This window comes from Shewanella sedimentimangrovi (genome assembly GCF_017354965.1).
In the GTDB taxonomy this organism is placed as follows: domain Bacteria; phylum Pseudomonadota; class Gammaproteobacteria; order Enterobacterales; family Shewanellaceae; genus Shewanella; species Shewanella cyperi.
Genome location: NZ_CP071502.1, coordinates 627,914 through 650,344, shown reverse-complemented (window position 1 = coordinate 650,344; position 22,431 = coordinate 627,914). Strand labels below are relative to the sequence as shown.

Sequence of the window (22,431 nt, the reverse complement as noted above, 5' to 3'; positions counted from 1 at the left end):
TGTAGCATCCTACATAAGCGGGCACTAACGCATTAGAAAGACCGGCCAAGCACTGCCCTTCGGGTTCGCTTGGGCGGCACTCTGCTCTTTGTCACTCGTCACTCATTTAGAACGAACTAAACTTCGCTCCTCGTTTCTCAAGCAAAGCGCCACCAAGGCGAACATAACCTAATCTCGAAACGTCGCCACGCCCTCATCCCAGTTATCTGTTATTAGTGTAAAACGCCCAAGTCATTTGGGCCTGGCTGGATAGTGGAACAAGCCGCCGTCAATAGCAAGCCCACCAACAGCAAGCTCGCCCAAGCGGCTTGGTTCAGCTGAGCCACAGCTCCACATCCCGGATGATAAAGTTGCCGCTGTAGACGGGATGGGGCTCGCCCAAAGGTTCGAGTTCAAAGTAGCCCTTGTGCTCTTCACTCAGGCCCTCGAAGCCGCCAATCACCTGATACAGCCAGCTTTCGGCGTCCCAGGGCAACTGATTGGCCTTGAGGAAATCCAGTGCCGACTGGCGCCTTCCCGAATCAATAACGGCGCAGAAGTAATTCTCCACCGCCTGTTTGAGCGGGTTGTCCGGCACGTCGAAGTCCTCGGCCTGGCTGAGTACCACCTCGGCCTCAACGTCCCTGTGCCGAACCGGCACATCCAGCCGGGAAATGGCCTTGATGCGGGCCACCAGCTCCATCAGCTCCAGCTCCTGGGCACTGTTGTGCACGTCCACCGATGCATCGGCCAGTATGGCTTCGGCACGGTTGAACAGGCCCGGCACCTTGCGATGTGCCACGTGATCCTGGGGCACATAGTCGGGATGCATGTCTGTGTACAGCAACAAGCCTTTGAGCAAGCGGGTGCGGCCCTGGATCTGGCGGAAACGCCCCAGCAGCTCCAGCAAACGCCCCTGCACCACGCTCAGCTCCTTGCTGCAATCGCTTAAGGTTTCCTGCAATGTGGTCACCAGCAAACGCCTGAGCTCACGTATGTCACCGGCAATTTCACCCAGCTCGGTGAACTGGAACAGTTCCAGGCCGCTCAGCAATTCGCCCACCTGGCTCTGGGCCAGTTCGTTTTCGCGGATCTTGGCGCTGATGCTGCCCACATAGCCGAATTCGTTGTTGATCCGGCCCCAGAGCACCCGAATGGAATAGCGCAGATTCTCGGTAAAGGCGAACACATGCTCGGACAGATCCGCCAGGTAGGCCTCGGCGGCACTGTAATCAACGCTGGCACGGGCCTCGCGGTAGTGGGAGGCCAGGGTCTTGATGGTGGCCAGGGACGAACCCACATTGGAGTTGATCTGGCGGTTGCGCTCGTCCTTCAGGCCCTCTTCCAGCAGGGCGCGGACATTGCGAGTCAACCGCAGGCCTTCGCCGGCCTCGGGGCGCCAGAGTATGCCGGCGTCGGTGAGCTTACTGAGCACGGCCGCGTCATGGCGTCCCTCCTCGGCGCTGCCGCTGAGGTAAACGTCCATCAGGGTCTCGGCATGGCGCCCCAGCAGGCGCAGCAGCTTGACCCCGGACTGATGCAGGTTGCTGCTCATATCAGCTCCCTTTGGGTGGCGGTTTCGGCCTGAGCCTCCAGTCCCAGCCCCTCGGTCTCGTCGATAAAGCGGATCACCTCATACAGGTAATCCAACTTGCCGGTGGCGATATAAATCTGCTTCTCGGCATTGGGGCGGGTCAGGTACCCCAGCTCCACCAGACGTTTGAACACCAGCTTCATCTGGGCATCCACGTTGCTGGAAGTGGAGCCGAACAGGCGATACTGGCTGAGCTTGGCCAGCTGCTCACGAAACGCCGGGGTGTCCTCGATGCGGCTTTGCAACTCGGTGAGGCGCACAGGTGCGCCTTCGGTCAGGGGGGCATCCTGGCCCGAGGCTTCCTGCACCAGCACCAGCCATTCCACCAGGGGGATCAGCGCCTGGCAGATGTCCTTGAACTGGCTGGAGATCACCTTGCGCTCGGCCTCGCCAAGCTGGGCATAGCCGCAGAAAAACACCTCGCCTTCACCGGCAGTGGCAACGGTGCGGTTTATCTGATTCAGGTAGCTTTCCACCCGCGCCCGCATGCCGGGCTCCTTCAGGGCCCGCCAGCCGTCTTCGTCGGTCACGCGGCAGATAAATTCGCCCCGCAGCAGGCGTTCAATCAGGGCGCCCTGGCCCACCAGGCTAATAGCGTCGGTCATTACACGGCCTCCCGGGCGATACGGCTCGCCAGCTTATCGGCGATGGGATTGAGTTTGGGTTTCACCACCTGCAGCTTGCGGGTCTGCTTGTTGATGATATAGCGGTTGCGGAACAGCCCCAGCACCTCGGATTCGGGGTTGGGGAAGGCGCCGAGCACGGAAATATTGTTGTTCTCGCAGGCATCGAAAATCTTCTTCACGTTGCCATGGTGCAGGGTGCCGAGCTCATCTATGGGCCAGTGTATGGTCACGTCGGCCGGGCCCCGCAACAGGCGGGTAAAGGCCAGCAGGAACTTACACAGAATAAGATAAGCCATACCGTGGCTGGAGGACTCGTTAAGCTGCCTGTCGGTACGGATCACCAGATCGCTGTTGCCTTCACGCAGCTTGAGTTCAATCTCCAGCAGTTTGGCGATGCCGCCACTCAGGGCCGCCTTGCCTATGATGTCGAGCGCCCGGCGCATGCTGCCGGTGTAATGTTCGCTCGGCAGGCCGTTGAAACCGTCGGTCTTCCAGTGACGGAAGGCGGCCACGAACACTTCCAGCTCGGGCCAGAATTCCAGCTCACTGATCCGCGAACGAATACGTACCGCAGATTCGGACACGCCGTCGAGGAACAGCTCCTCGCCCACCTCGCGGGTGATGCGCGCGCTCTGGGACGCGATACGGCGATCTATGTCGGCCAACACGTCGTAGAAGGCACAGAGGTCGACACCGAAGTTGCGCCCCAAATCGATCAGAGAGCGCATCCGCTGCGGCACCATCACATTGAGCAGCTGCTCCAGACCCGGCACCAGCTTGCGGTAATCCAGCAGGCGGATGCCCTTGTCGGTGACCACGGTCGCCTCTTCCCGCGCCCGTTCCCAGAACTCCGCCAGGCCCGATCCCGCCTTGCCGGCGATGATGGTGTCGAAGTGCTCCACGTATTGCTTGACCGAGCCCATCAGGTAGTCGCGCTTGAGCAGCAGCTCCTCGCCTTGGCGCAGGCGCTCGCCTATGCTGCCCTGAGCCTCATCTTCGCCAGCGGCCAGCTTGAGCTCGTTCAGTTTACGCAGCAGGGCACGCAGCTTGGTGAGGTTTTCCGAGGCCTCCACCTGGGCGGCATCGGACGCCTTGCGGGCGGTCTCCAGCTCCAGACGCTTGGCCTTGACCTCGGCCATGCGGCCCGCCAACTGTTGCTCCAGATCCGCCAATTCCCGGCGCACATCGCTGAGCTGCTGGGCCAGCTTGGGTTTGCGGCCAAGCCAGGTGTGCTGATACCAATCTTCGAATCGCAGCACCTCGGCCCGGCGGCCTTCGGCGTCCTGAATGCGCTGCTCCAGGCTGCGGATGTCACTCTTGAGGGCGATGATCTTGTCCTCATCGACACCGCGGGACTTGAGTTCATTCTTGTACCACTGCTCGCAGGCCTTGGTTTCCACCTTGGCGTTGCTGCGGCGCTGCTCCATGCTGCTGCGCAGGGCGCTTATCTGGCTGTCGAGGGCACCGACCACTTCCTGCCAGTACGCGTTCTTCTCCATACGCGCTTCCAGGGCCTGTTCCTGGTGTTCGTCCAGACGTTCCTGATGCTGAGCCTTGAGCTGACGCAGCTCGTGATCCAGCTGGGTCAGGCGCTTGTTGGCCACCGCCTTGCGCTCGGCCAGGGCCTTGTTGATCTTGTCCTGCTCGGCGCGCTTCTCGTCAAACAGGCGCCGCAGATCCTCACGGGCATTCTTGTAGGCGGTGCGGGCAAAGGTCAGCTCCCGGCTCAGACCTTCCAGCTCGCCGTTGATGGCCACCAGGGTCGCTTCGGCCTCATCCTGCACCTTGGCCGCCAGGGCCAGGGCTTCCTCGGCGCGGGCCAGACGCAGCCTAAGCTCCTGTTCGGTGGCCGCGTATTCGGGCACCTCCAGCGCCTTGAGATCCAGGCCTATGCCGTAGAAGCTGTCGCCTTCGGTCAGCACAGGATGAAGATCGCTGCGGTGCAGCAGGGCGGGCGCCACCAACTTGCCAAGGGTCTGTTCCCAGCCCGGCGCTTCTTTACGCAAGAACTCCAGCAGGGTGTGGGATTGGGGGAAGAGCACGTGCTGGATCTCTTCCAGCTCGGCGCGGCGCTCGTTGTGCCTAAGGCTCGCCAGGCGCAGGGCCTCGCTGGCCTGATCGCGTCTGGCACGCAGACGGCGCTCGTCGGCGGACAGGCGCTCCACGTTGGCGTTACTGACTTCCTGCTCCTCGTCGGCGCGCTGGATACGCTCGTCAAACACCGCCAGATTGAGTTTTTCTTCCTCTGTGTAGGTGACGGCGTCCTGCTGCAACTTGAGCTTTTCGGCATCCAGCTTGAGGCGGTATTCCTCGTCGCGGAAGCGGCTCTTGATCACTTCCAGCTGATCGCGCCACTGCTGCTCCAGCTTTTCCAGGTCGGCACGGGCGCTGGCGGCCTGACGGTCGCGGCTGTCACGCTGCTTGTCGAGCTCGGCATCCAGGCCTTCGAGATCCCGGTTAAGCTGCTCGACTATCTTGCTGCGACGGCCGTTGTAGGCGGCTTCCACGTCCTGATGCTTGTCGGTAAGCAGCTTGTGGCGCTCGCTCAGGTTGTCGAGATCGATGCGCCACAGGGGCAACTGCTCCAGATGGGTGCGGGCCTGTTCTATGTCGGCATCGAGGAAGGCGCCATGTTGGTTTTCAATGGCCTCGAGATCGTGCTCAAACTTGGCGGCATCACCGCGGGCGGCGGAGATTTCCTGGTTAAGTTCGTCCCGACGCTCCTTCCATTCTTCATCCAGCTGCCGCAGATGGAAATTCAGCTCCTTGGACAGGGTTTGGTTGTGCTCCTGGCGCTGGGCCTCAAGCACCTCGTCATCCCTGTAGCCCTTGTGCAGCGCGCCGAGGCGCAGCTCGGCGGACAAGAGTTGGTTGAATTCCTGCTCCAGCTTGTCGAACTCAGGCCTGATGGCCTCGAAACCGGCAATCAGCTGACACTCGCGGATCCAGCTTTCCACCTGCTGCGGATTGATGCGGGAACTGGGTGGATTGACTCCGTCCTCTTCCAGAATGGCGGCAATCATCGACTTGACCGTCTCCATCTTGCCTTCCTTGGAGTGCACCGCCTTGGCCAACTTTTCTATGTGGCGCAAGGAGTGCTCGGGCTCGCAGAGGGAGAATTGGCGCGCATAGGCCCGCAGCTCGCTGCGATTGCCACCGGTGGCCAGCAGGGTACGGTCATTCTGGATTATTGCGCGGTATTCGCGGGTGTTGAGCAAATTGGTGTGGGCCACACCGGCGCGCTTGAGTTCGCGGCCCAGATCCGCCGCCTTGTGACACAGAAGTGTGTCGCCGTTGCGGTTCTTGACGTAATCGTCCAGCTCAAAGCCCTTGGCGATAAAACGGTAGCTGACGCCCTTGCCCTCGCCGGCGGAGGACAGCACGGCCTGATACAGCAGGCCGTCGGCCTTGCGATATTCGTAAATGATGTAGCTGCCGTCGTGGGGCAAATACCAGCGCTCAAAGCTGTCGCGGGTGGATGGCACCACCCGGCTGGGATACTCACCGTAAAACACGGGTACCAGGCGCTGCAGCGTGGTTTTACCGGAGGCATTGGTTCCACAGATGTTGGTATGGCCGTCGAGGGCCAGCTCCACCACACCGGGCAGGTGGGTGTCTATGAGCACGATTCGGATCAGGCTTGACATCTCTATCCTTAAAGCAAACTGGTGCCGGCCGTGGCAAGGCCATGGGCGGGGTTGGGGCCTGAGAAAAACAGGGCCTGAAACCTACCCGGACACGGGAAAGAGATAAGTTAAAGGAAAGCGACAGGGTTGGCAATTCAACCCGGCCAAAGTCGGCCTGGAATGCGGGTTTCAGGCCATTTTTACAACGATTGGGGCTGACAATCACAGCCGTGCCCCATTGAAGTGGATCATGACAGTTAGCCACCGCCGAGCCGCTTATCGGCTCAGACTTCAGCGGGCGTCAAGCAGGCATATTTGCCGCGATGGCTATCGACTGGACTCAACCACGCTGACGACGGGATTCGTACTCGGCCACCATGGCATCAACCTGCTCGGACTCCAGTGGACGCAGGCCGCTCATCACCAGGGTTTTGAGGCCGGTGCCCACTGTCTTGCCCTCGGCCATAAGGGCAAATTCCAAGGTCACGTCGCCGCGCTTGCCATCTATGGCCAGGCTGGATTTCACCAGTTCCAGTGTCACCTGGGTGAAGTCGAGGCTATTAAGCTCGAATGCCATGCTCTCGTAGATCACCAGTGGACGGTCCGGATTGATCATCACGCCGTGTTCATGCATCAGGGGCACCAGCACGTGGACAAAATTAAGCCCGGAGAAGGCTACGTAGCTGCGAATGAAAGACTCGATTTGCTCGGGACAGTGACTCACTTCACCCTGGCGTTGTACCTGCAGGTAACTCTTGTCACGGCTGTCGCGGACGGAAAAGGCTTCACCTACCTCGGCAGGAAACTGCAATTCCACCCCGTCTCCCACCATGCCTTCAAAGCGAAACTGCATCTTCTGGCTCAAACCATAGTGGCTCAGCACCAGGGCAAACAGCAGATCGCCTGGAACGCAGAAGCGCTTGGCATCCACGTCATGTATGGGGTTGAAGTCCTGGGCTATACCCTTGGCGAAAGCACTGGCCTGGGCCTTGCTGATCTGAACTCTGGTGTCTGTCTGGTTGAAATAAGGATCCAAAAACATAGGCGCTCGAACACTGTCTCTATTAACTGAGATAAAACAGGCGCCAAGTCTACCCCAAAGTCGGCGAATAACTCACCCGATGACTTAAGTCCCCGATACAGGTGAGACATTTTGCTGAAACATCCCAGTTTTTGATCTGGATCATAAATATCAATGCGAATCGTTTGCATTTAAAAAATCAGTGAGTAGAATAGCCGCCATCAAAACAAGCATCCAACTTCTTACATTTCGGGGAATGGGAATAATGAAAAAGACTCTGCTCGCCACCGCCATGCTGGGCCTGTTTGCCAGCCAAGCTGCTATCGCCGCCGACGACACTCAGGAACTGCGCCAAGTGATCGAACAGCAGCAAAAAGTGCTCAAGGATCTGGAAAAGCGCCTGGAAGAAACCGAAAAGCGCGTTGAACAGACCGCCGATGCTGCCGAACAAGGCCAAGGCAAGAGTGCCACTACCATTGGTGGTTACGGCGAACTGCACTACAACAACATGTCTAACAGCGATGCCGAGATCGATTTCCATCGTTTCGTGATGTTCTTCGGCCATGAGTTCAACAGCAAGACCCGTTTCTTCTCCGAACTGGAAGTTGAGCACGTTATCGCTTCCCACGAAGAAGATGACGCCGGTGAAGTTGAGCTGGAACAGGCATATGTTGAGCATGACTTTAGCGATGCCCTGACGGGTAAAGCCGGTCTGTTCCTGGTACCAGTTGGTATCATCAACGAAACCCACGAGCCCCCAGCCTTCTACGGTGTTGAGCGTAACCCTGTTGAGAAAAACATTATTCCTGCCACTTGGTGGGAAGGTGGTCTGGCCCTGAATATCAAGGCTGCTCCAGGTCTGGCCTTCGATGCTGCCGTGACCTCTGGTCTGAAAGTGGAAGATAACTTCAAGGTACGTGGTGGCCGTCAGAAAGTGTCTGAAGCCAGTGCCGAAGCCCTGGCTTACACAGGCCGCGTGAAGTACACGGCGATTCCAGGTTTGGAACTGGCCGCCACCGCCCAATACCAAGCCGATGTCACCCAGGGTGATACCGATGTAGGTGAAGAAGCCTCTGCCACCCTGCTGGAAGCCCATGCCATTTACACTGTTGGCGGCTTCACAGTTAAAGGCCTGTACGCCCAGTGGGATATCGATGGCGCCGAAGCCAAGGCCAAAGGTCGCGACACTCAGAAGGGTTGGTACATTGAGCCTTCATACCGCATCAACGACCAGTTCGGTGTGTTCGCCCGTTACAACGAGTGGGACAACGAAGCCGGTGACAGTGTCGACAGCAAGAAGAAGGTTACTTCCGTGGGTGTGAACTACTGGATCCACGAAAATGTAGTGCTGAAAGCCGATTATGAAAATCAGGGTGGCACCCTGGATTCAGACGGCTTCAACCTGGGTGTTGGCTACCAGTTCTAAGCCATGCAAAATAAAAGGGGCCTCGGGCCCCTTTTTGACTTTCTGTCAGCGGATAATTTTATGATGAAGCCCCTACTGCTGCTCCTTTCCCTGCTGTTCATGGCCACCCCTCAGGCCGATGAAATCTACCAGAGCAATGATGACTTTATTCGCCAGTCATTGGGTGAACTGCCCAAGGCTCAGGTGCTGTGGCTCAACGATAAGCAGAAGAGCGACATAGAAGAAATCCTCGCCCATAAATTCAACAAATTCAGGGTGCGCTACTGGGCCAAACCATCCCAAAGCGTATGGATATTGGAAGAAATTGGCAAAGAATCCCCCATTACGGTTGGCATCCACGTAGATCAGGGCCGGATTGCCCGCACTAAGGTGCTGGTGTACCGGGAGAGCCGCGGTGATGAAGTACGCCATGACTTCTTTACCGATCAATTCAAATCGGCGACACTGACCCCCAATCTGCAATTAGACAAAACCATTGACGGTATCACGGGGGCAACCCTGTCGGTAAGGGCCCTGACCAAGTTGTCACGCGTTGCCCTGTATCTGGATGCCGCACTGCAACCTCAGGAAGCCCAAGTCTCCCAATGAGCAAAAAGTTACATTCAGGCAAACGCTCTCCCCTGTCGCTGGCCTTCAAGCGTCACCTGAGGCCATGGCACAGACGCCTGGGTCTGGTCGGCGCCCTGTTTTTACTGCTGCTGGCCCTCACAGGCGTGGCCATCAACCATGCCGATGATTGGCACCTGCCCCAAAGTCGGGTGACCCTCAACTGGTTGCTGGACTGGTACGGCATTCAGCCACCAAACCAGGTTCTGCTGTTTGAAACCGCCCCGGAAGTGCTCGCTGCGACAGATAACCTGTTGTGGCTTGGCGAACGTCAGGTATTGGAAGCCAAGGGGCCCTTGTTGGCGGCGGTAAGGACCGAAGGATTTGTTCTGGCCATAGACAGCGACAACCTGTATCTGCTTGACGGCCAAGGGCAACTGCAGGAAGTCCAGGACACCAGTACCGGCTTGCCGAAAGCGCTCGCAAATCTGGCGGTAATGGGGCCCGATGAAATCTGGCTGCAGGCTGCCGATGGCATGTACCAAAGCGATTCACAGTTGATTGAATGGAGCAGGGCCATGCCCTTCAAGGCTCCAGAATGGATTCAAGCTGTGGCACAAGCAGATACCGCACTGCAGTTGCAGGCCCGCTCCGCTAGTCTCAACTGGGAAAGAGTCTTGCTGGACCTGCACAGCGGTCGTTTGTTTGGTCAGTGGGCCAAGTGGCTATGGGACTTTCTCGCGCTTGTCTTTGTGCTCATCAGTGTCAGCGGTGGCTATATCTGGTGGCAGCAAAAGCGCCACTGAGAGGGTCTCAGAACAGTTCCACACCACCGACAGGCTCGGGTATTACACCGGATTTCAAGCGCACCGCTTGGGCTTGTCCTGTGTCGCCGGTTGGCTGAACACAAACACATCCAGCTTTGATATAAGGTATCGTCCAGCAGCAGGTATCCCAGAATGACAGCGCTCAAGATTGTCCAGGGGCATGTTGTTTCATAGAAAAATCCCTATTCCTTTATAAACCTTCACCGATTCCGATCAGCCAAGCAAGTATGGGCTATGCCCCAAGGCCGTGCCAAAGAGACGCATATACCGCCAGGTTGCAGGCATAAAAAAACCCGCCATAAGGCGGGTTTTTCATCAGAAGTTCAATTACTTCTTGGCGGCGTTCTTGGCCTTGGTCTCAGCAATTACAGTCTCTGCCACGTTGGCTGGGCAAGCGTTGTAATGAGAGAATTCCATGGAGAACTGACCACGACCAGAGGTCATGGTACGCAGGTGACCGATGTAACCGAACATTTCGGCCAGCGGTACGTCTGCCTTAACGCGTACGCCAGTCAGACCAGCTTCCTGATCTTTGATCATGCCGCGACGACGGTTCAGGTCACCGATAACGTCACCCACATGATCGTCTGGAGTGAACACGTCAACCTTCATGATAGGCTCCAGCAGCTGTGGCTTGGCCTTAGGCATGGATTGACGGAATGCACCTTTGGCGGCGATTTCGAAGGCGATGGCTGAAGAGTCAACCGCGTGGTAAGAACCATCGAACAGCTCAACTTCAACGTCCAACACAGGGAAGCCGGCCAGAGGACCTTCATCCATCATGCTCTCGAAGCCTTTCTCAACGGCAGGCCAGAATTCCTTCGGAACGTTACCACCCACAACGGTAGAAACGAACTTGAAGCCGGTACCTGGCTCACCAGGACGGATGCGGTAGTCGATCTTACCGAACTGACCAGAACCACCTGATTGCTTCTTGTGGGTGTAACCATCTTCAACGGCTTGAGTGATGGTTTCACGGTAGGCCACCTGAGGAGCACCTACAGTCAGATCTACACCGAAGGTACGCTTCAGGATGTCAACCTTGATGTCCAAGTGCAGTTCACCCATACCTTTCAGGATGGTGTCACCGGTTTCCTGGTCGGTTTCAACCTGGAAGGATGGATCTTCAGCAACCATCTTACCCAGAGCGATACCCAGCTTCTCGGAAGCGCCTTTATCCTTAGGAGTCACGGCGATGGAGATTACTGGAGTTGGGAAGATCATGGGTTCCAGAGTACATTCATGCTTAGGATCACACAGGGTGTGACCGGTCTGAACGTTCTTCATACCCACAACGGCAATGATGTCACCGGCTTGGGCAGTGTCGATTTCGTTACGATCGTTGGCGTGCATTTCCACCATACGGCCGATACGTTCTGTCTTACCGGTAGCAGAGTTCAGGATGGTGTCACCCTTCTTCAGCTTACCAGAGTAGATACGGATAAAGGTCAGGGCGCCGAAACGGTCATCCATGATCTTGAATGCCAGAGCGCGGAAAGGCTCGTCTACAGAAACTGTAGCCACTTCACCGGTCTCTTCACCAGTCTCTGGGTCAGTCAGAGGCTGAGGATCAACTTCGGTAGGAGAAGGCAGGTAGTCAACTACTGCATCCAGAACCAGCTGCATACCTTTGTTCTTGAAAGCAGAACCGCAGAAGGTGGGGAAGAAAGACAGGTTGATGGTACCCTTACGGATACAACGCTTCAGGTCTTCGATAGAAGGCTCGTTACCTTCCATGTAAGCTTCCATCAGGTCGTCGTCCTGCTCAACGGCAGTTTCAACCAGCATTTCACGGTATTCTTCAACCTGGTCGACCATGTCGGCAGGAATTTCTTTAATTTGGTAGTTTTCTGGCAGACCAGTGTCATCCCAAACGAAGGCTTGACGGTTCAGTACGTCAACCACGCCCACGAACTCGTCTTCACGACCGATTGGCAGAGTCATCACCAGAGGGTTGGCACCCAGTACTTTCTTAATCTGAGCAACTACGCGCAGGAAGTCAGCACCGATACGGTCCAGCTTGTTCACGAAGATGATACGGGCAACTTCGGAATCGTTGGCATAACGCCAGTTGGTTTCTGATTGTGGTTCTACACCGCCGCTACCGCAGAATACGCCAACACCACCGTCCAGTACTTTCAGAGAACGGTACACTTCAACGGTGAAGTCAACGTGGCCGGGTGTATCGATAACGTTGAAACGGTGATCTTTCCAGAAACAGGTAGTAGCAGCGGACTGAATGGTAATACCACGTTCTGCTTCCTGATCCATGAAGTCCATGGTAGAGGCGCCGTCATGCACTTCACCCAGTTTGTGGATTTTACCGGTCAGCTTGAGGATACGCTCTGTGGTCGTGGTTTTACCCGCGTCAACGTGAGCGAAAATACCAATGTTTCTGTATTTTGATAAGTCGGTCATGATTCAACTTTTTTGCTTAGTTTAGAAAGTAGACGGAGTATGCCACAAAAAGCAGCAGACCACACATCAGGATTTAAGGCGCATATTGTAAATGGGAACCCTTCGCGGCGCAAACAGCTTCGCTACTTTTTAGTGGTCAAAGTGCTTAGCCCTTAAGGCTTAAGAAATAAAACGATTAAAAATCACACACTAAAGACATACCGTCTTAGGCCAATTGGCCTGATGACAAACTGTTTATAAATCAGACAAGACTTGAATGAGAACAGGCCTTAGTCAAAAGCCATTATGGCGCGATGGCGACCCTCTGACTTGGCCTGATACAGGGCTTTATCGGCACGTTCCAGACACGACAGCATGGATTCATCCGGTCTCAGTACCGCCAATCCCACACTGCACCCCAGGGAGATACCTTTGCAAAATTGTTTGGCGGTTACCGCGGCAAGCAGGGCCTCGGCCCTGGCGACGCCCTGTTCCGGGGAGCATCGCTGGCACACTATGACAAATTCTTCGCCTCCCCAGCGGGCTAGAATGTCATCCTGCTGCAATTGCAACTGCAGTACGCTTGCCAGCTCCACCAGAACCTGATCACCTGTGTTGTGCCCATGTTCATCATTGATCTCTTTGAAAAAGTCCACATCAATGATCATCAGACAAATGGGATAGTGACGCCCGGCCAGGGTGGCGGGATTGTCATCTATCCACTGATTGACGTAGTGACGGTTGTACAGACGGGTCAGGGGATCGTGCCAGGAAAGAAAGGCCAGCTCACGGTTTGATGCCTGCAAATCCTCACGCATCTGCTCCAACTGCTGGTTTTTCGACATCAACTCACTGTTGTAGCGGCTGATAATTTGATTGCGCATAAACAGTAACAGACTGCTCAGAAAGGCCAGCCCCAATCCCCAGTAGAGCAGGCCGTAGTCGGTCTCATCTATGACCTGAATATTGTTCCACTTCTGGTAAAAGGCGAGGCGCTGCTGATCGCTGATATTGGCAAGCGCGGTATTGATGTCCTGAAGCATGGGCTCCAACTCGGGGATCACCGCCATCCGCAATTCATCCTCGGGCCCACCCCAACCGGCAATCTTTAGATTGGAAAAGCCACTGTCCTGGATTTGGGCATTCACCGAAAACATGGCTCCGACATAGAGATCAGCCTTGCCTGTGGCCACCGCAGCCAAGCCTTCCCGTTCGCTTGAAACCAGGCGCAACCTCACCCTGGGATAATAGGATTTAACGTATTCCTGCAGCCGATAGCCCCGCGGCACTGCCACCGAGCGATCGCCAATTTGCTCAAAACTCTGCAAAAAAGGCTGCTCCTTGGTGGACACCAGCACATTGGGCGAGCGGAAATAAACGTCACTGAATCTCAGGTAAGCATTGCGCTCGCGGGTTTTATTCAGCATGGGACTGAGCTGACAGCCACCCCGCTTGAGCAGCTCCAGGGTGTCCTGCCAACTGCTGGTAGGGATAAGCTCAATGCTGAACCCAAGATAATCAGCCACATAACGCAAATAGTCCGATGAAATTCCAATATGGCGACCTTCATGCAGGGCCTCAAAAGGGAGCCAATCGGGATCAACACAGACACGGATATGCCGGGGCTGGGCCCCCATGGCCATGACAGGGACAAATAACAAAACACAGGCCATCAGTCTGCCACGCCACCCCATATTCGTTTTTATCCTCCGTCAGAGTTCTCCAGACTGAGCGTAGCCCACTTTCAGCGCCAACGCAGTCAGCCTTTGCATACCTTGTAAAAAAAATACCCGCCAAATGGCGGGTATTTTCAATCAATTAGCCTTATCGACTCAGGCTTCGACGGGCGATACCACGAACAGCAGATCCCCTTGAGACACCTGCTGACCATTGGTGTTGAGGATACGCTCAATGCGGTACTTCTGATCTTCCGGATAGAGCACCGCACCCTTGCGGTTGAAGCCGGCCAGGGTCACCTGGGAGAACATCTTCATGGCTTCGGTCAGCGCCAGGGTTTGATCCACTGTCACTATATCCCCTTCCTTGACGAAATCGGCTTCGCCCGGAGCGGGAGAGGTATAGAAAATACCCGCGCCCTGTGCCAATACCTTGAGTTCGTTGGACTCACCCACACGCAGGGATTCTGTATCCACACCCTGGGTCTCGGCGGCAGCTTCCATCTCGGCGATCAACGCAGGGATATCCAGCTCGGCCAACAGACGTGGCAGGTAGTTGGTGTCATACACGCCTTCGTTGAAGGTGGCATCCTTGAGGATACGCTTCAGCAGAGGAATGTTGGTGGCAATACCCTTGATCACTACGCTGTCGAGGTAGTCATACAGCTTGGCCACCACGTCTTCACGGGTTTCGCCGCGAACGATGATCTGGGCGATCAGGCTGTCGTAGTAAGGCGACACTTCCTTGCCTTCGGCAGCTATGGAGATGATTTCCACATAGTCGAGCTCAGGCAGCACACACTCGGTGATCTTGCCAGGGTTTGGCACCAGTTGCAGTACGCCATTGCTGTCCAGAGCGGCCTTCTCGGCGGTGACGCGCACTTCCATGGCGTAACCGATTTCCTTCGGCTCCAGCTTCTCGATAGAGCGACCGGCAGCGATGTCGAACTGGGCAGAGACTATGTCGATACCTGAGGTGGCCTCGGTCACAGGGTGTTCCACCTGCAGACGGGTGTTCATCTCCATGAAGTACACTTCGTTGGCATCCAGGTTATAGATGAACTCCACTGTACCTGCGCCCATGTAGTCCACGGCATCACCTAGGGCACGGGTGTAATCCAGCACCTGCTGCTTCAGCTCAGGTGGCAGCATGGTAGAACCGGACTCTTCGATCACCTTCTGGTTGTTACGTTGTACCGAGCAGTCACGCAGACCCAGTACCTTGGTGTTGCCGAACTTGTCACGCAGCAGCTGAACTTCGATGTGACGCAGTGAGGTCACATATTTTTCCAGGTACAGGTCACCATTACCGAACGCGGCAGCCGCTTCGGTGGAGGTCTTCATAAACAGCGGGATCATATCCTCGGGGCGCTTAACCACCTGGATACCTTTACCACCGCCGCCTTGTACCGCCTTGAGCAGTACCGGATAACCGATTTCACTGGCCACGTTCACCGCCTGCTCGGCGTTGGACAGAATACCGTGAGAACCGGGTACCACAGGCACGTTCTGGGCCTGGGAGGTCTTGATGGCGTTGGACTTGTTACCCATGGTGGTCATGGAGTGCACGCTCGGACCCACAAAGTTCACACCGTTGTTCACACACAGGGCAGCAAACTGCGGACTCTCGGACAGGAAGCCAATACCTGGGTGTAGTGCGTCAACCTGCTCGTATTCGGCCACTTTCAGCACTGAGTAAGCGTTCAGGTAGGATTCGTCGGAGGTGTTACCACCCAGACACACCAGCTTGTCGTTTTCCTTCAGCATGTCGGCCGGTACGGCTGTCATGTCGGGATCGGAGGCCACCAGCACCACATTGATATTGTTGTCGTGTGCCTTGCGGATCAGTTTAACCGCGGTACAACCACGGGCATGTACCAGCACCTTGTCGATGGGCTTCATCAGCGCACGTGGGTCATCCTGACGGATTTCCTCATCTTCCACCTGAGTATCGGGAACCAGGGTAGACAGGGCGTTGGTGATCACATCTTCAATGCGGGTGGCAGGCATTGGCATCAGCGGATCTATGCTTGCCAGCTGGCTGTCCAACGTGTCGCTGAAGGGGTTAAACACCAGCCCGTTCATGGCACCCGGTACCTTGGACAGGTAGTTGGACAGGGTTGAAGTGGACGGCAGGTAAGCCGGAACCACCATCTGACCGGCGAACGGCATATTGGTGCCTGACAGGTAATAGGTCTGCACCAAAGGATGGGTCACGAAGGACGCCTGGGCACCACCGGTACAGTCACCGAAACCGAACATCAGTACAGGCAGTTCGTTGTCACGGATAAAACGGGTAATACGATCGTTTACCACCGCCATGGAGAACAGCGCCGCGGCGCCTTCCTTGGTCTGCATACCACCTGAGGAGATAAAGCAGATCACCGGCAGCTTGCGCTTGGCACACTCGATCAGCAGGGCGGAGAACTTCTCGGCGGAAGCCATATCGAAAGCACCGGCCTGGAACGCTGTGTTGGACACGGCAACGCCCACCTTGAGGCTGCTGCCCTGGTGTTCGAAATCGGCTACACCGGTGATCAGACCGCAAGGACGGATCCCCTTGTCCAGCGCATCTTCGATGGACAAACGGAAACCCGGGAAGTTGAGCAGGTTGGCAGACATCTTGTCGCCATTGACCTCTTCAAAATGCTTGAAGAACTGGTTGATGACATTTTCCCAGGTCATCTTGCCGGCTTTCTTCTCGTCACGCAGTACCTTCTGGATCAGCAGATCCTGGTAGCCCATGGTCAGGCGGTTCCAGAAGTCCTTGCGACGACCGATGCGTACAGGGTTAATGGTGCCGGTGTACTTACCGTTGTCTTCTTCACTGTCGAAATATTCCGGCAGCAGGCGCTCGAAGAAATAGGTCAGGATAACGAACAGAGAGTCGTTCAGCTGTGGGAAACCCACGCTCTTCCACTGCTCAGTCTTGGTCAGCAGCTCGGCGCGGTTGGACTGAGACATGAAGTACTTCAGCCACTTGTAGAACTTGCTCTTGTCATTGGCCGTGTCCTGGGTAGACAGGGCGCGGTCGATGGACTTGTGCAGCAGGCTGTCCACAGAGGCGCGGGACAGGCTCTTGGACATCATGGCTTCCTTGGCGATGGACGCCAGGTTACCGACCACATTGTCATACAGAGCGTTGAAGATCAGTATGTTATGGCATTGCCAGATAAAGTCTTCGCGCAACTCGTTATTTACCACCACGTCCAGCACTGTCAGGTTGTTCAGCTCGGGCCAATCGGCCTGGGTCACTTCGGCAGGCAGGGTTTCCAGATAATGGATCAGCCCCTTGAAGTTGTTGGCAGCGTTGGCTTTCCAGCGATGGAACAGGGACCAGCCGATGTTGAACATCAGCGCCTTGCGGGCCTTCTTGTAGTTCTCTTTCGGCTCACCCAGGATCAAACGGGTCAGCATGTTGCGCTCGGTGGACACATCGGCACGCTTGGCAACAAAGTTATTCCACAGCTTGGACAGTTCCTCGTCGTATACCACCTTGTCCGGTGCAGACAACCAGGACTGGAATACTTTTTCCTGTTCCTTCTGGATACGGGCCAACAGATCCCCTTCGGGCACGCTCACCTTGGACAGGCGACCATATTGCTCCTGGGAGATGGAATGGATACGGCTGCGCAGGGTCAGGTAACGCAGGTAGCGGTAGGCGCTGCCGAACAGGTTCAGGTGCATGGTGGGGCTGCTGGCCACCGCCATATTGGCCGTGGTGTCCAGGGCCTTGATGTTTGGCGAAGGATTCAGGAAGCGATGCAGTGAACGGTCATAGTGTTCACGCAGGTCTTCGGACTCCTTCACAAACTTCACTGCGGCACGCTCTACGGCCTCAATGGAGCTGATGATGGCGCGGCGCAGGTTGTGTTGACGCTCGTCGCGATCTGAGGGTGAGAAGTCGATAATACCGTCGATACAACCGGCGGTGTACAGTTCTTCAGGAGACACACCCACGGACTTGGCACATTCCTGCCAAGACAGGTTGTACTTGCGGGCAATGCTCTGCAGACCCTGGGGCTGAATGGTGTTGAAGATACCGTCGCGCAAAGACAACAAAATGTTGGCGGCGGCCAGGGGAATGGCACCACCGGAATAACCGGCACCGATCACTATACCTACGGTTGGCACATCAACGTTGGCACTCTCGGCAATGGCCTTGGAAATGGAGTGTGCCTGGTTGTTGCTGTTGGCAATTTCACCCGCATCGGCACCGGGGGTGTCGATGAGGTAAACAATCGGCATGGACAGTTCGGCGAAATGACGAATGGCCTTACAGGCCGCCAGGTGATGCTCAGGCATCCAGGCGCCGTTGGCTGTGGTACGTTCCTGGGCGATGAAACCTATGCGACGGTTACGGCTGCCGAAGTTGAGATCCACTTCTGCGCTGTAGAAAGAGCCCATATGGGTCTCGGTGATCACCTTGCCTTTCAAATCGGCAATGATACGCTTGGCACCGGGACGATTTTTGTCCTGGGTCGGCTGGATCACCTTGGCCACATAGCCATCTACGTCCAGCTTGGCCAGGGTCTTCAGGTTGATCTGGATGGCATCATCATCCAAAAGACCTTTAATTTCATCAGATAAACTTTGTTTGCTGTGTTTGGGAAACAGCGAAAAATCCTTTGCCAGATGCTCCGCCTGCAAAAACAGGGGATCGGGCGTCTGTGCTTGAGTCGTTGTTACGGGCTGCTTTTTGCTGGTCATCAAGAGATCCTCTGCTAAGCCTCTGAAAATTTTTAGCCAATAAATATAACTTTGTTCTTTCGCCAATTGCCATTAAACTGCCTTGGACGCTTTGTTCCATATTTGAGACAGTAGAAAAACATGCCAGATTTGAATGGGATGGCGCTGTTTGCCGCAGTGGTCAGATCTCAGGGTTTCAGTCAGGCGGCCCGGGATACCGGCCTGCCAAAATCCACCATAAGTCGCAAAGTTGCTCAATTGGAAGAACAACTTGGCGTGCGATTGCTGCAAAGGGATACCCGCAATCTGAGCCTGACCCAGGTAGGCGCCCTCTTTTATCAGCATTGCGAGTCCATAGTCAACGAAGTGGAAGCCGCCAAGGCCGTCATAGAACATACCCAGAACGATGTCAGCGGCTCGCTGCGCATTGCCATTCCGGTGTCCTTCAGCCAGGAGCTGATTGCCAAACTGTGCAGTGGCTTTATGCGCCTGTATCCCAATGTGCAGCTGGATGTGCAGTTCACCGATTCGGACGTGGGTCTGGTGGGCGAAGGTTTTGATATCGCCATTAAGTACGGCCCGTTGCAATCCTCGGATCTGGTGGCTCGCTTATTGTTCGAGCGCCAACCCATACTGGTGGCCAGTCCCGGCTATCTCAAAACCAAGGGTATTCCCGCCACCCCCAATGAGCTGGCGGATCACTCGGGCATTCTGCTGGGTACCTCCCGCTCTGCCCCCATCTGGCCTTTGGGCAAAGGCAGCCGCAAGACCATGGTCAGCTTTAACCGTAAGGTCAGGGTCAACAGCTCCATCATGGTCAAACAGCTGGCGTTGGACGACTTCGGTATTGCCATGCTGTCCCATTCGGTGTGCAAAAAGGAGTTGGCCAGTGGCGCCTTGGTACCCATACTGCCCGAATGGCCCATGGAACCGTTCAAGGTCTACGGGGTCTATTCCAGCCGCCGCCAGCTGGCCACCAATATCAGCGTGTTCCTGGACTTTTTTGCCAAACGCATAGGCAGCCAGGAGTCCCTGCTCGGCATGATGGGCTGACAGCCGCTTGCATCCAAGCCATCAGTCATCAGCATGTGCCCGGACCTTTTTCGCCAAACGCATCGGCAGCCAGGAGTCCCTGCTCGGAATGATGGGCTGACCGCCGCTTGCATCCAAACCATCAGCCATCAGCATGTGCCCGAACTTTTTCGGCAAACGCATCGGCAGCCAGGAGTCCCTGCCCGGCATGATGGGCTGATGGCAGCAACAGTGACAGGATGAAGAATTCTTAAGCCTGTAACTCGATTTTCGGGCCACTCTGTGATATCCCTGTTTTTCAACTAGAATTATGTCAAATCAACGCCATACATCTTTGTCCGGCCAAGTTTAAAGGAATTCCCATGTTCAAGCGCCTGCTTCCGGCAATGCTCTCTTTGGGGCTGACAGCCGCGCCATTTGCCGTTTTTGCCAACCTGGATGTCGAGGAGGCCCGTCTGGCCAAGGCCAACAGCGAACTCCCCGAAGTCAGCCAACGTTATCAGGGTTTATTGGAGGGGTTGGTGGAAAAGTATGCCGCCAGTACCGAAGAGTTGGCCGTCACCAATACCATGGCACACCAGGGCCTGCGCCTGTGGCAGCAGGCGGTGCGTGACGTGCAATCGGGCAATCTGGATGACAGACCCCTCTATTGGTCACGTTTGGCCATGCGCGCCAAGCTCAAACAGACTCAACCCGGATTCAATATCGCCCCCTGGCAGCGGGATATTCTGGTCAAAGCCGTGGAAAAGTCTTCCCGCGGCTTCAGTGACATCCATTTTGCCGACGATGCACAGCTGAAAATTCTGCTCACCGGCTTCGATCCTTTCTTCCTCGACCGCAATATAGGCCAGAGCAACCCGTCGGGTTTGGTGGCGCTGATGCTCGATGGTTACCGCTTTGAGGTTAACGGCAAAAAGGCCCAGGTGGAAACCGTAATGATCCCTGTGCGCTTCGCCGATTTTGATCAGGGCATCATTGAGTCTTTACTGACACCCTTCTATCGCAATAACAGCATCAACATGGTGCTGACCGTCAGCATGGGCCGGGACAACTTTGATCTTGAGCGCTTTCCCGGACGCAACCGCAGCGCCGAAGCCCCCGATAACCTCAACGTGATGACGGGTGCCAGCAAGACCGCGCCCCTGGCACCTATGCTGGATGGCAAGATGTTGAACGGCGACGAATTTGTGCAGTTTTCATTGCCGGTGGCCGCCATGCAGGCCGTCAAGGGCCGCTGGCAGGTCAACGACAACCACAGGGTCACCACCTTGCAGCGGGGCGAATTCGATGCTGTTTCCCTCAGGGAGCTCAAGGATGCCACCTCGGTAGAAGGCTCTGGCGGTGGATACCTGTCCAACGAGATTTCCTACCGCGCCATCTTGCTGCAACAGCAGTTCGGTCGCACCCTGCCCGTGGGCCATATCCACACCCCCAGGATCGCCGGCTATAACGCCGATGAAGAGAGCGCCATAGCCGAGCAAGTGAAGGCCATGGTGGAGGCCGCCGCCAAGGCGCTGTAAACTGGGGCGGTCGCAGGCGTCATTGTCTCTGGCAATGACGCCTTTTTATTATCTCCAGCCATGGTCAGCAGATGTTCAAGCGCTTGTTCAGTCCAGCCCACAGGCCCGCAATTCAGGGAACCACAGTAGCTCAGTGCATCCCCGCCACCCGGGCGCAGGAAGAGGCGCAAATTCATCTGGAAAGTGCCTGCTTGCGGGCCGAAGCCGTGCTTGGCATCCAGGTGCCCCGCCCAGCCCTCAGTTTCAAACTCAGGGGCCGCTGTGCCGGTATGGCCCACTTGCAGGAAAACCGTATGCGCCTCAATGCGGTGCTGCTGGAAGAAAATCCGCAGGTATTCTTCACCGAAGTCATTCCCCACGAACTCTGTCACCTGCTGGCTTACCGCCAGCATGGCCGGGTTGCCCCCCATGGCCGCGAATGGCAGGCCCTGATGCGCGGCGTCTTTGGCCTGGCACCCCGCACCACCCACAGCCTGGACACCCAGTCTGTCAGTCGCAGCGTCGACTATCGCTGCGGCTGCGGCACAGTGCCCCTGTCCATTCGGCGTCACAACAAGGTGGTTCGCGGCCAAAGCCAATACCTGTGCCGCCGCTGTGGCCAAAGGCTCAGCGCGGCCTGAAGCCCGGTTGCGACCGGGATAACAATCCCTTACCATGCGGCTCCATAACAGGACACTGACGCCGACTCAAATCGTCAGTCAGTGCCGATGACAATTGCTATTTTCGGGAATGCCTTATTTTGCTCAGAGCTGCGCTGCTGTTTTTGCTGTTTTTTCCTGTTTCGCTGTTGGCCTCAACCGGTCATCCAAGTGATTTTTCCCAGGCCAAGAAGCTGGCCCGCAATATTTATCAAACCCAACTGCCGCTGCAGAGCTTTTATTGCGGCTGCGACATCAAGCTGCAGGGCAAGCAATGGCAGCCGGAGCTCGCCCGCTGTGGCTACCAGGTGCGCAAACAGGCCCAAAGGGCCGGGCGAATCGAATGGGAACACATAGTACCTGCCTGGGAGCTGGGACATCAGCGCCAATGCTGGCAAAAGGGCGGCCGCAAGCAGTGTGCCGAGCAGGATCCGCAATTCAGGCGCATGGAAGCCGATCTTCACAACCTGGTGCCGGCCATAGGTGAGGTTAACGGCGATCGCAGCAACTTCCGCTTCAGTCAGTGGAATGCCATGGCCGGCCAATACGGCAGTTGTGACATGGTGGTGGACTTTAAAGGCCGCAAGGTACAGCCGCCGGCACGCAGTCGCGGGGCCATAGCCCGAACTTATCTGTACATGCAACAGAACTACAAACTCGCCCTGTCCAGCAGCCAATTAAAGTTATTCCAGGCATGGGATAAAACTTATCCAGTTGATATGATTGAATGCAAACGCGATAAGGCCATAGCCGAGGTGCAGGGAAATCATAATCCCTTTGTGGCGAAAGCCTGCCAGTCCCACCCGAGCGCGGCAAAGGTTGCCGACTGAATTT

Annotated in this window: 14 protein-coding genes; 7 read left to right on the top strand and 7 right to left on the bottom strand. The window is 56.2% G+C overall.

Annotated elements, in window-relative coordinates:
- Nucleotides 1–313: 313 nt before the first annotated feature.
- The 4 genes from JYB85_RS02645 to JYB85_RS02630 form a co-directional block, all read right to left on the bottom strand.
- Nucleotides 314–1,534 carry a phosphoenolpyruvate carboxylase gene (locus JYB85_RS02645; protein WP_207380937.1) on the bottom strand — a complete coding sequence of 407 codons (1,221 nt, stop codon included), beginning with the start codon at nucleotides 1,532–1,534 and terminating at the stop codon, nucleotides 314–316.
- Complete coding sequence (locus JYB85_RS02640) at nucleotides 1,531–2,178, bottom strand: hypothetical protein (protein ID WP_207321883.1); 648 nt, start codon at nucleotides 2,176–2,178, stop codon at nucleotides 1,531–1,533. The genes JYB85_RS02645 and JYB85_RS02640 overlap by 4 nt, the downstream gene beginning before the upstream one ends.
- Nucleotides 2,178–5,846, bottom strand: coding sequence for an ATP-binding protein (locus JYB85_RS02635; RefSeq protein WP_207380936.1), 3,669 nt, complete (start codon nucleotides 5,844–5,846; stop codon nucleotides 2,178–2,180). Before JYB85_RS02635 ends, JYB85_RS02640 begins: the two co-directional genes overlap by 1 nt.
- A gap of 319 nt (nucleotides 5,847–6,165) precedes the next feature.
- Nucleotides 6,166–6,867, bottom strand: coding sequence for a DUF3581 domain-containing protein (locus tag JYB85_RS02630; RefSeq protein WP_207380935.1), 702 nt, complete (start codon nucleotides 6,865–6,867; stop codon nucleotides 6,166–6,168).
- Between the two features lie 244 nt (nucleotides 6,868–7,111).
- Between JYB85_RS02630 and JYB85_RS02625 the strand changes: the two genes are divergently transcribed.
- Genes JYB85_RS02625 through JYB85_RS02615 form a run of 3 tightly spaced genes read left to right on the top strand, consistent with a single transcriptional unit; the run spans nucleotide 7,112 to nucleotide 9,624 of the window.
- Nucleotides 7,112–8,272: a porin gene (locus JYB85_RS02625; RefSeq protein ID WP_207380934.1), complete on the top strand. Its 1,161-nt coding sequence runs from the start codon at nucleotides 7,112–7,114 to the stop codon at nucleotides 8,270–8,272.
- A 60-nt stretch (nucleotides 8,273–8,332) separates the two neighbouring features.
- A complete protein-coding gene (locus JYB85_RS02620) occupies nucleotides 8,333–8,860 on the top strand; it encodes an FMN-binding protein (protein WP_407695870.1) in 528 nt (175 codons plus the stop codon).
- Nucleotides 8,857–9,624, top strand: coding sequence for a PepSY domain-containing protein (locus JYB85_RS02615; RefSeq protein ID WP_207380933.1), 768 nt, complete (start codon nucleotides 8,857–8,859; stop codon nucleotides 9,622–9,624). Before JYB85_RS02620 ends, JYB85_RS02615 begins: the two co-directional genes overlap by 4 nt.
- Before the next feature lie 348 nt (nucleotides 9,625–9,972).
- Here the strand turns inward: JYB85_RS02615 and fusA are convergent, their stop codons facing one another.
- The 3 genes from fusA to JYB85_RS02600 all read right to left on the bottom strand — a co-directional run bounded on the left by fusA (nucleotide 9,973) and on the right by JYB85_RS02600 (nucleotide 18,428).
- Nucleotides 9,973–12,063, bottom strand: a complete 2,091-nt coding sequence (gene fusA, locus JYB85_RS02610; protein ID WP_207380932.1) for an elongation factor G — start codon at nucleotides 12,061–12,063, stop codon at nucleotides 9,973–9,975.
- A gap of 269 nt (nucleotides 12,064–12,332) precedes the next feature.
- Entirely contained in the window at nucleotides 12,333–13,736 is a 1,404-nt protein-coding gene (locus tag JYB85_RS02605) for a diguanylate cyclase (protein ID WP_207380931.1), read from the bottom strand.
- A 138-nt stretch (nucleotides 13,737–13,874) separates the two neighbouring features.
- Complete coding sequence (locus JYB85_RS02600; RefSeq protein ID WP_207380930.1) at nucleotides 13,875–18,428, bottom strand: ATP-binding protein; 4,554 nt, start codon at nucleotides 18,426–18,428, stop codon at nucleotides 13,875–13,877.
- A 120-nt stretch (nucleotides 18,429–18,548) separates the two neighbouring features.
- Here JYB85_RS02600 and JYB85_RS02595 point away from each other — a divergent pair, with 120 nt between their 5' ends.
- From JYB85_RS02595 to JYB85_RS02580, 4 genes are all read left to right on the top strand, one after another.
- Nucleotides 18,549–19,460, top strand: a complete 912-nt coding sequence (locus JYB85_RS02595; RefSeq protein ID WP_207380929.1) for a LysR family transcriptional regulator — start codon at nucleotides 18,549–18,551, stop codon at nucleotides 19,458–19,460.
- Between the two features lie 341 nt (nucleotides 19,461–19,801).
- A complete protein-coding gene (locus JYB85_RS02590) occupies nucleotides 19,802–20,959 on the top strand; it encodes a C15 family peptidase (protein WP_207380928.1) in 1,158 nt (385 codons plus the stop codon).
- A gap of 71 nt (nucleotides 20,960–21,030) precedes the next feature.
- Nucleotides 21,031–21,579 (top strand): SprT family zinc-dependent metalloprotease, encoded by a 549-nt coding sequence (locus tag JYB85_RS02585; protein WP_207325362.1) that lies wholly within the window; start codon nucleotides 21,031–21,033, stop codon nucleotides 21,577–21,579.
- A gap of 119 nt (nucleotides 21,580–21,698) precedes the next feature.
- Nucleotides 21,699–22,427 (top strand): endonuclease, encoded by a 729-nt coding sequence (locus tag JYB85_RS02580; RefSeq protein WP_324032813.1) that lies wholly within the window; start codon nucleotides 21,699–21,701, stop codon nucleotides 22,425–22,427.
- Nucleotides 22,428–22,431: the final 4 nt, after the last annotated feature.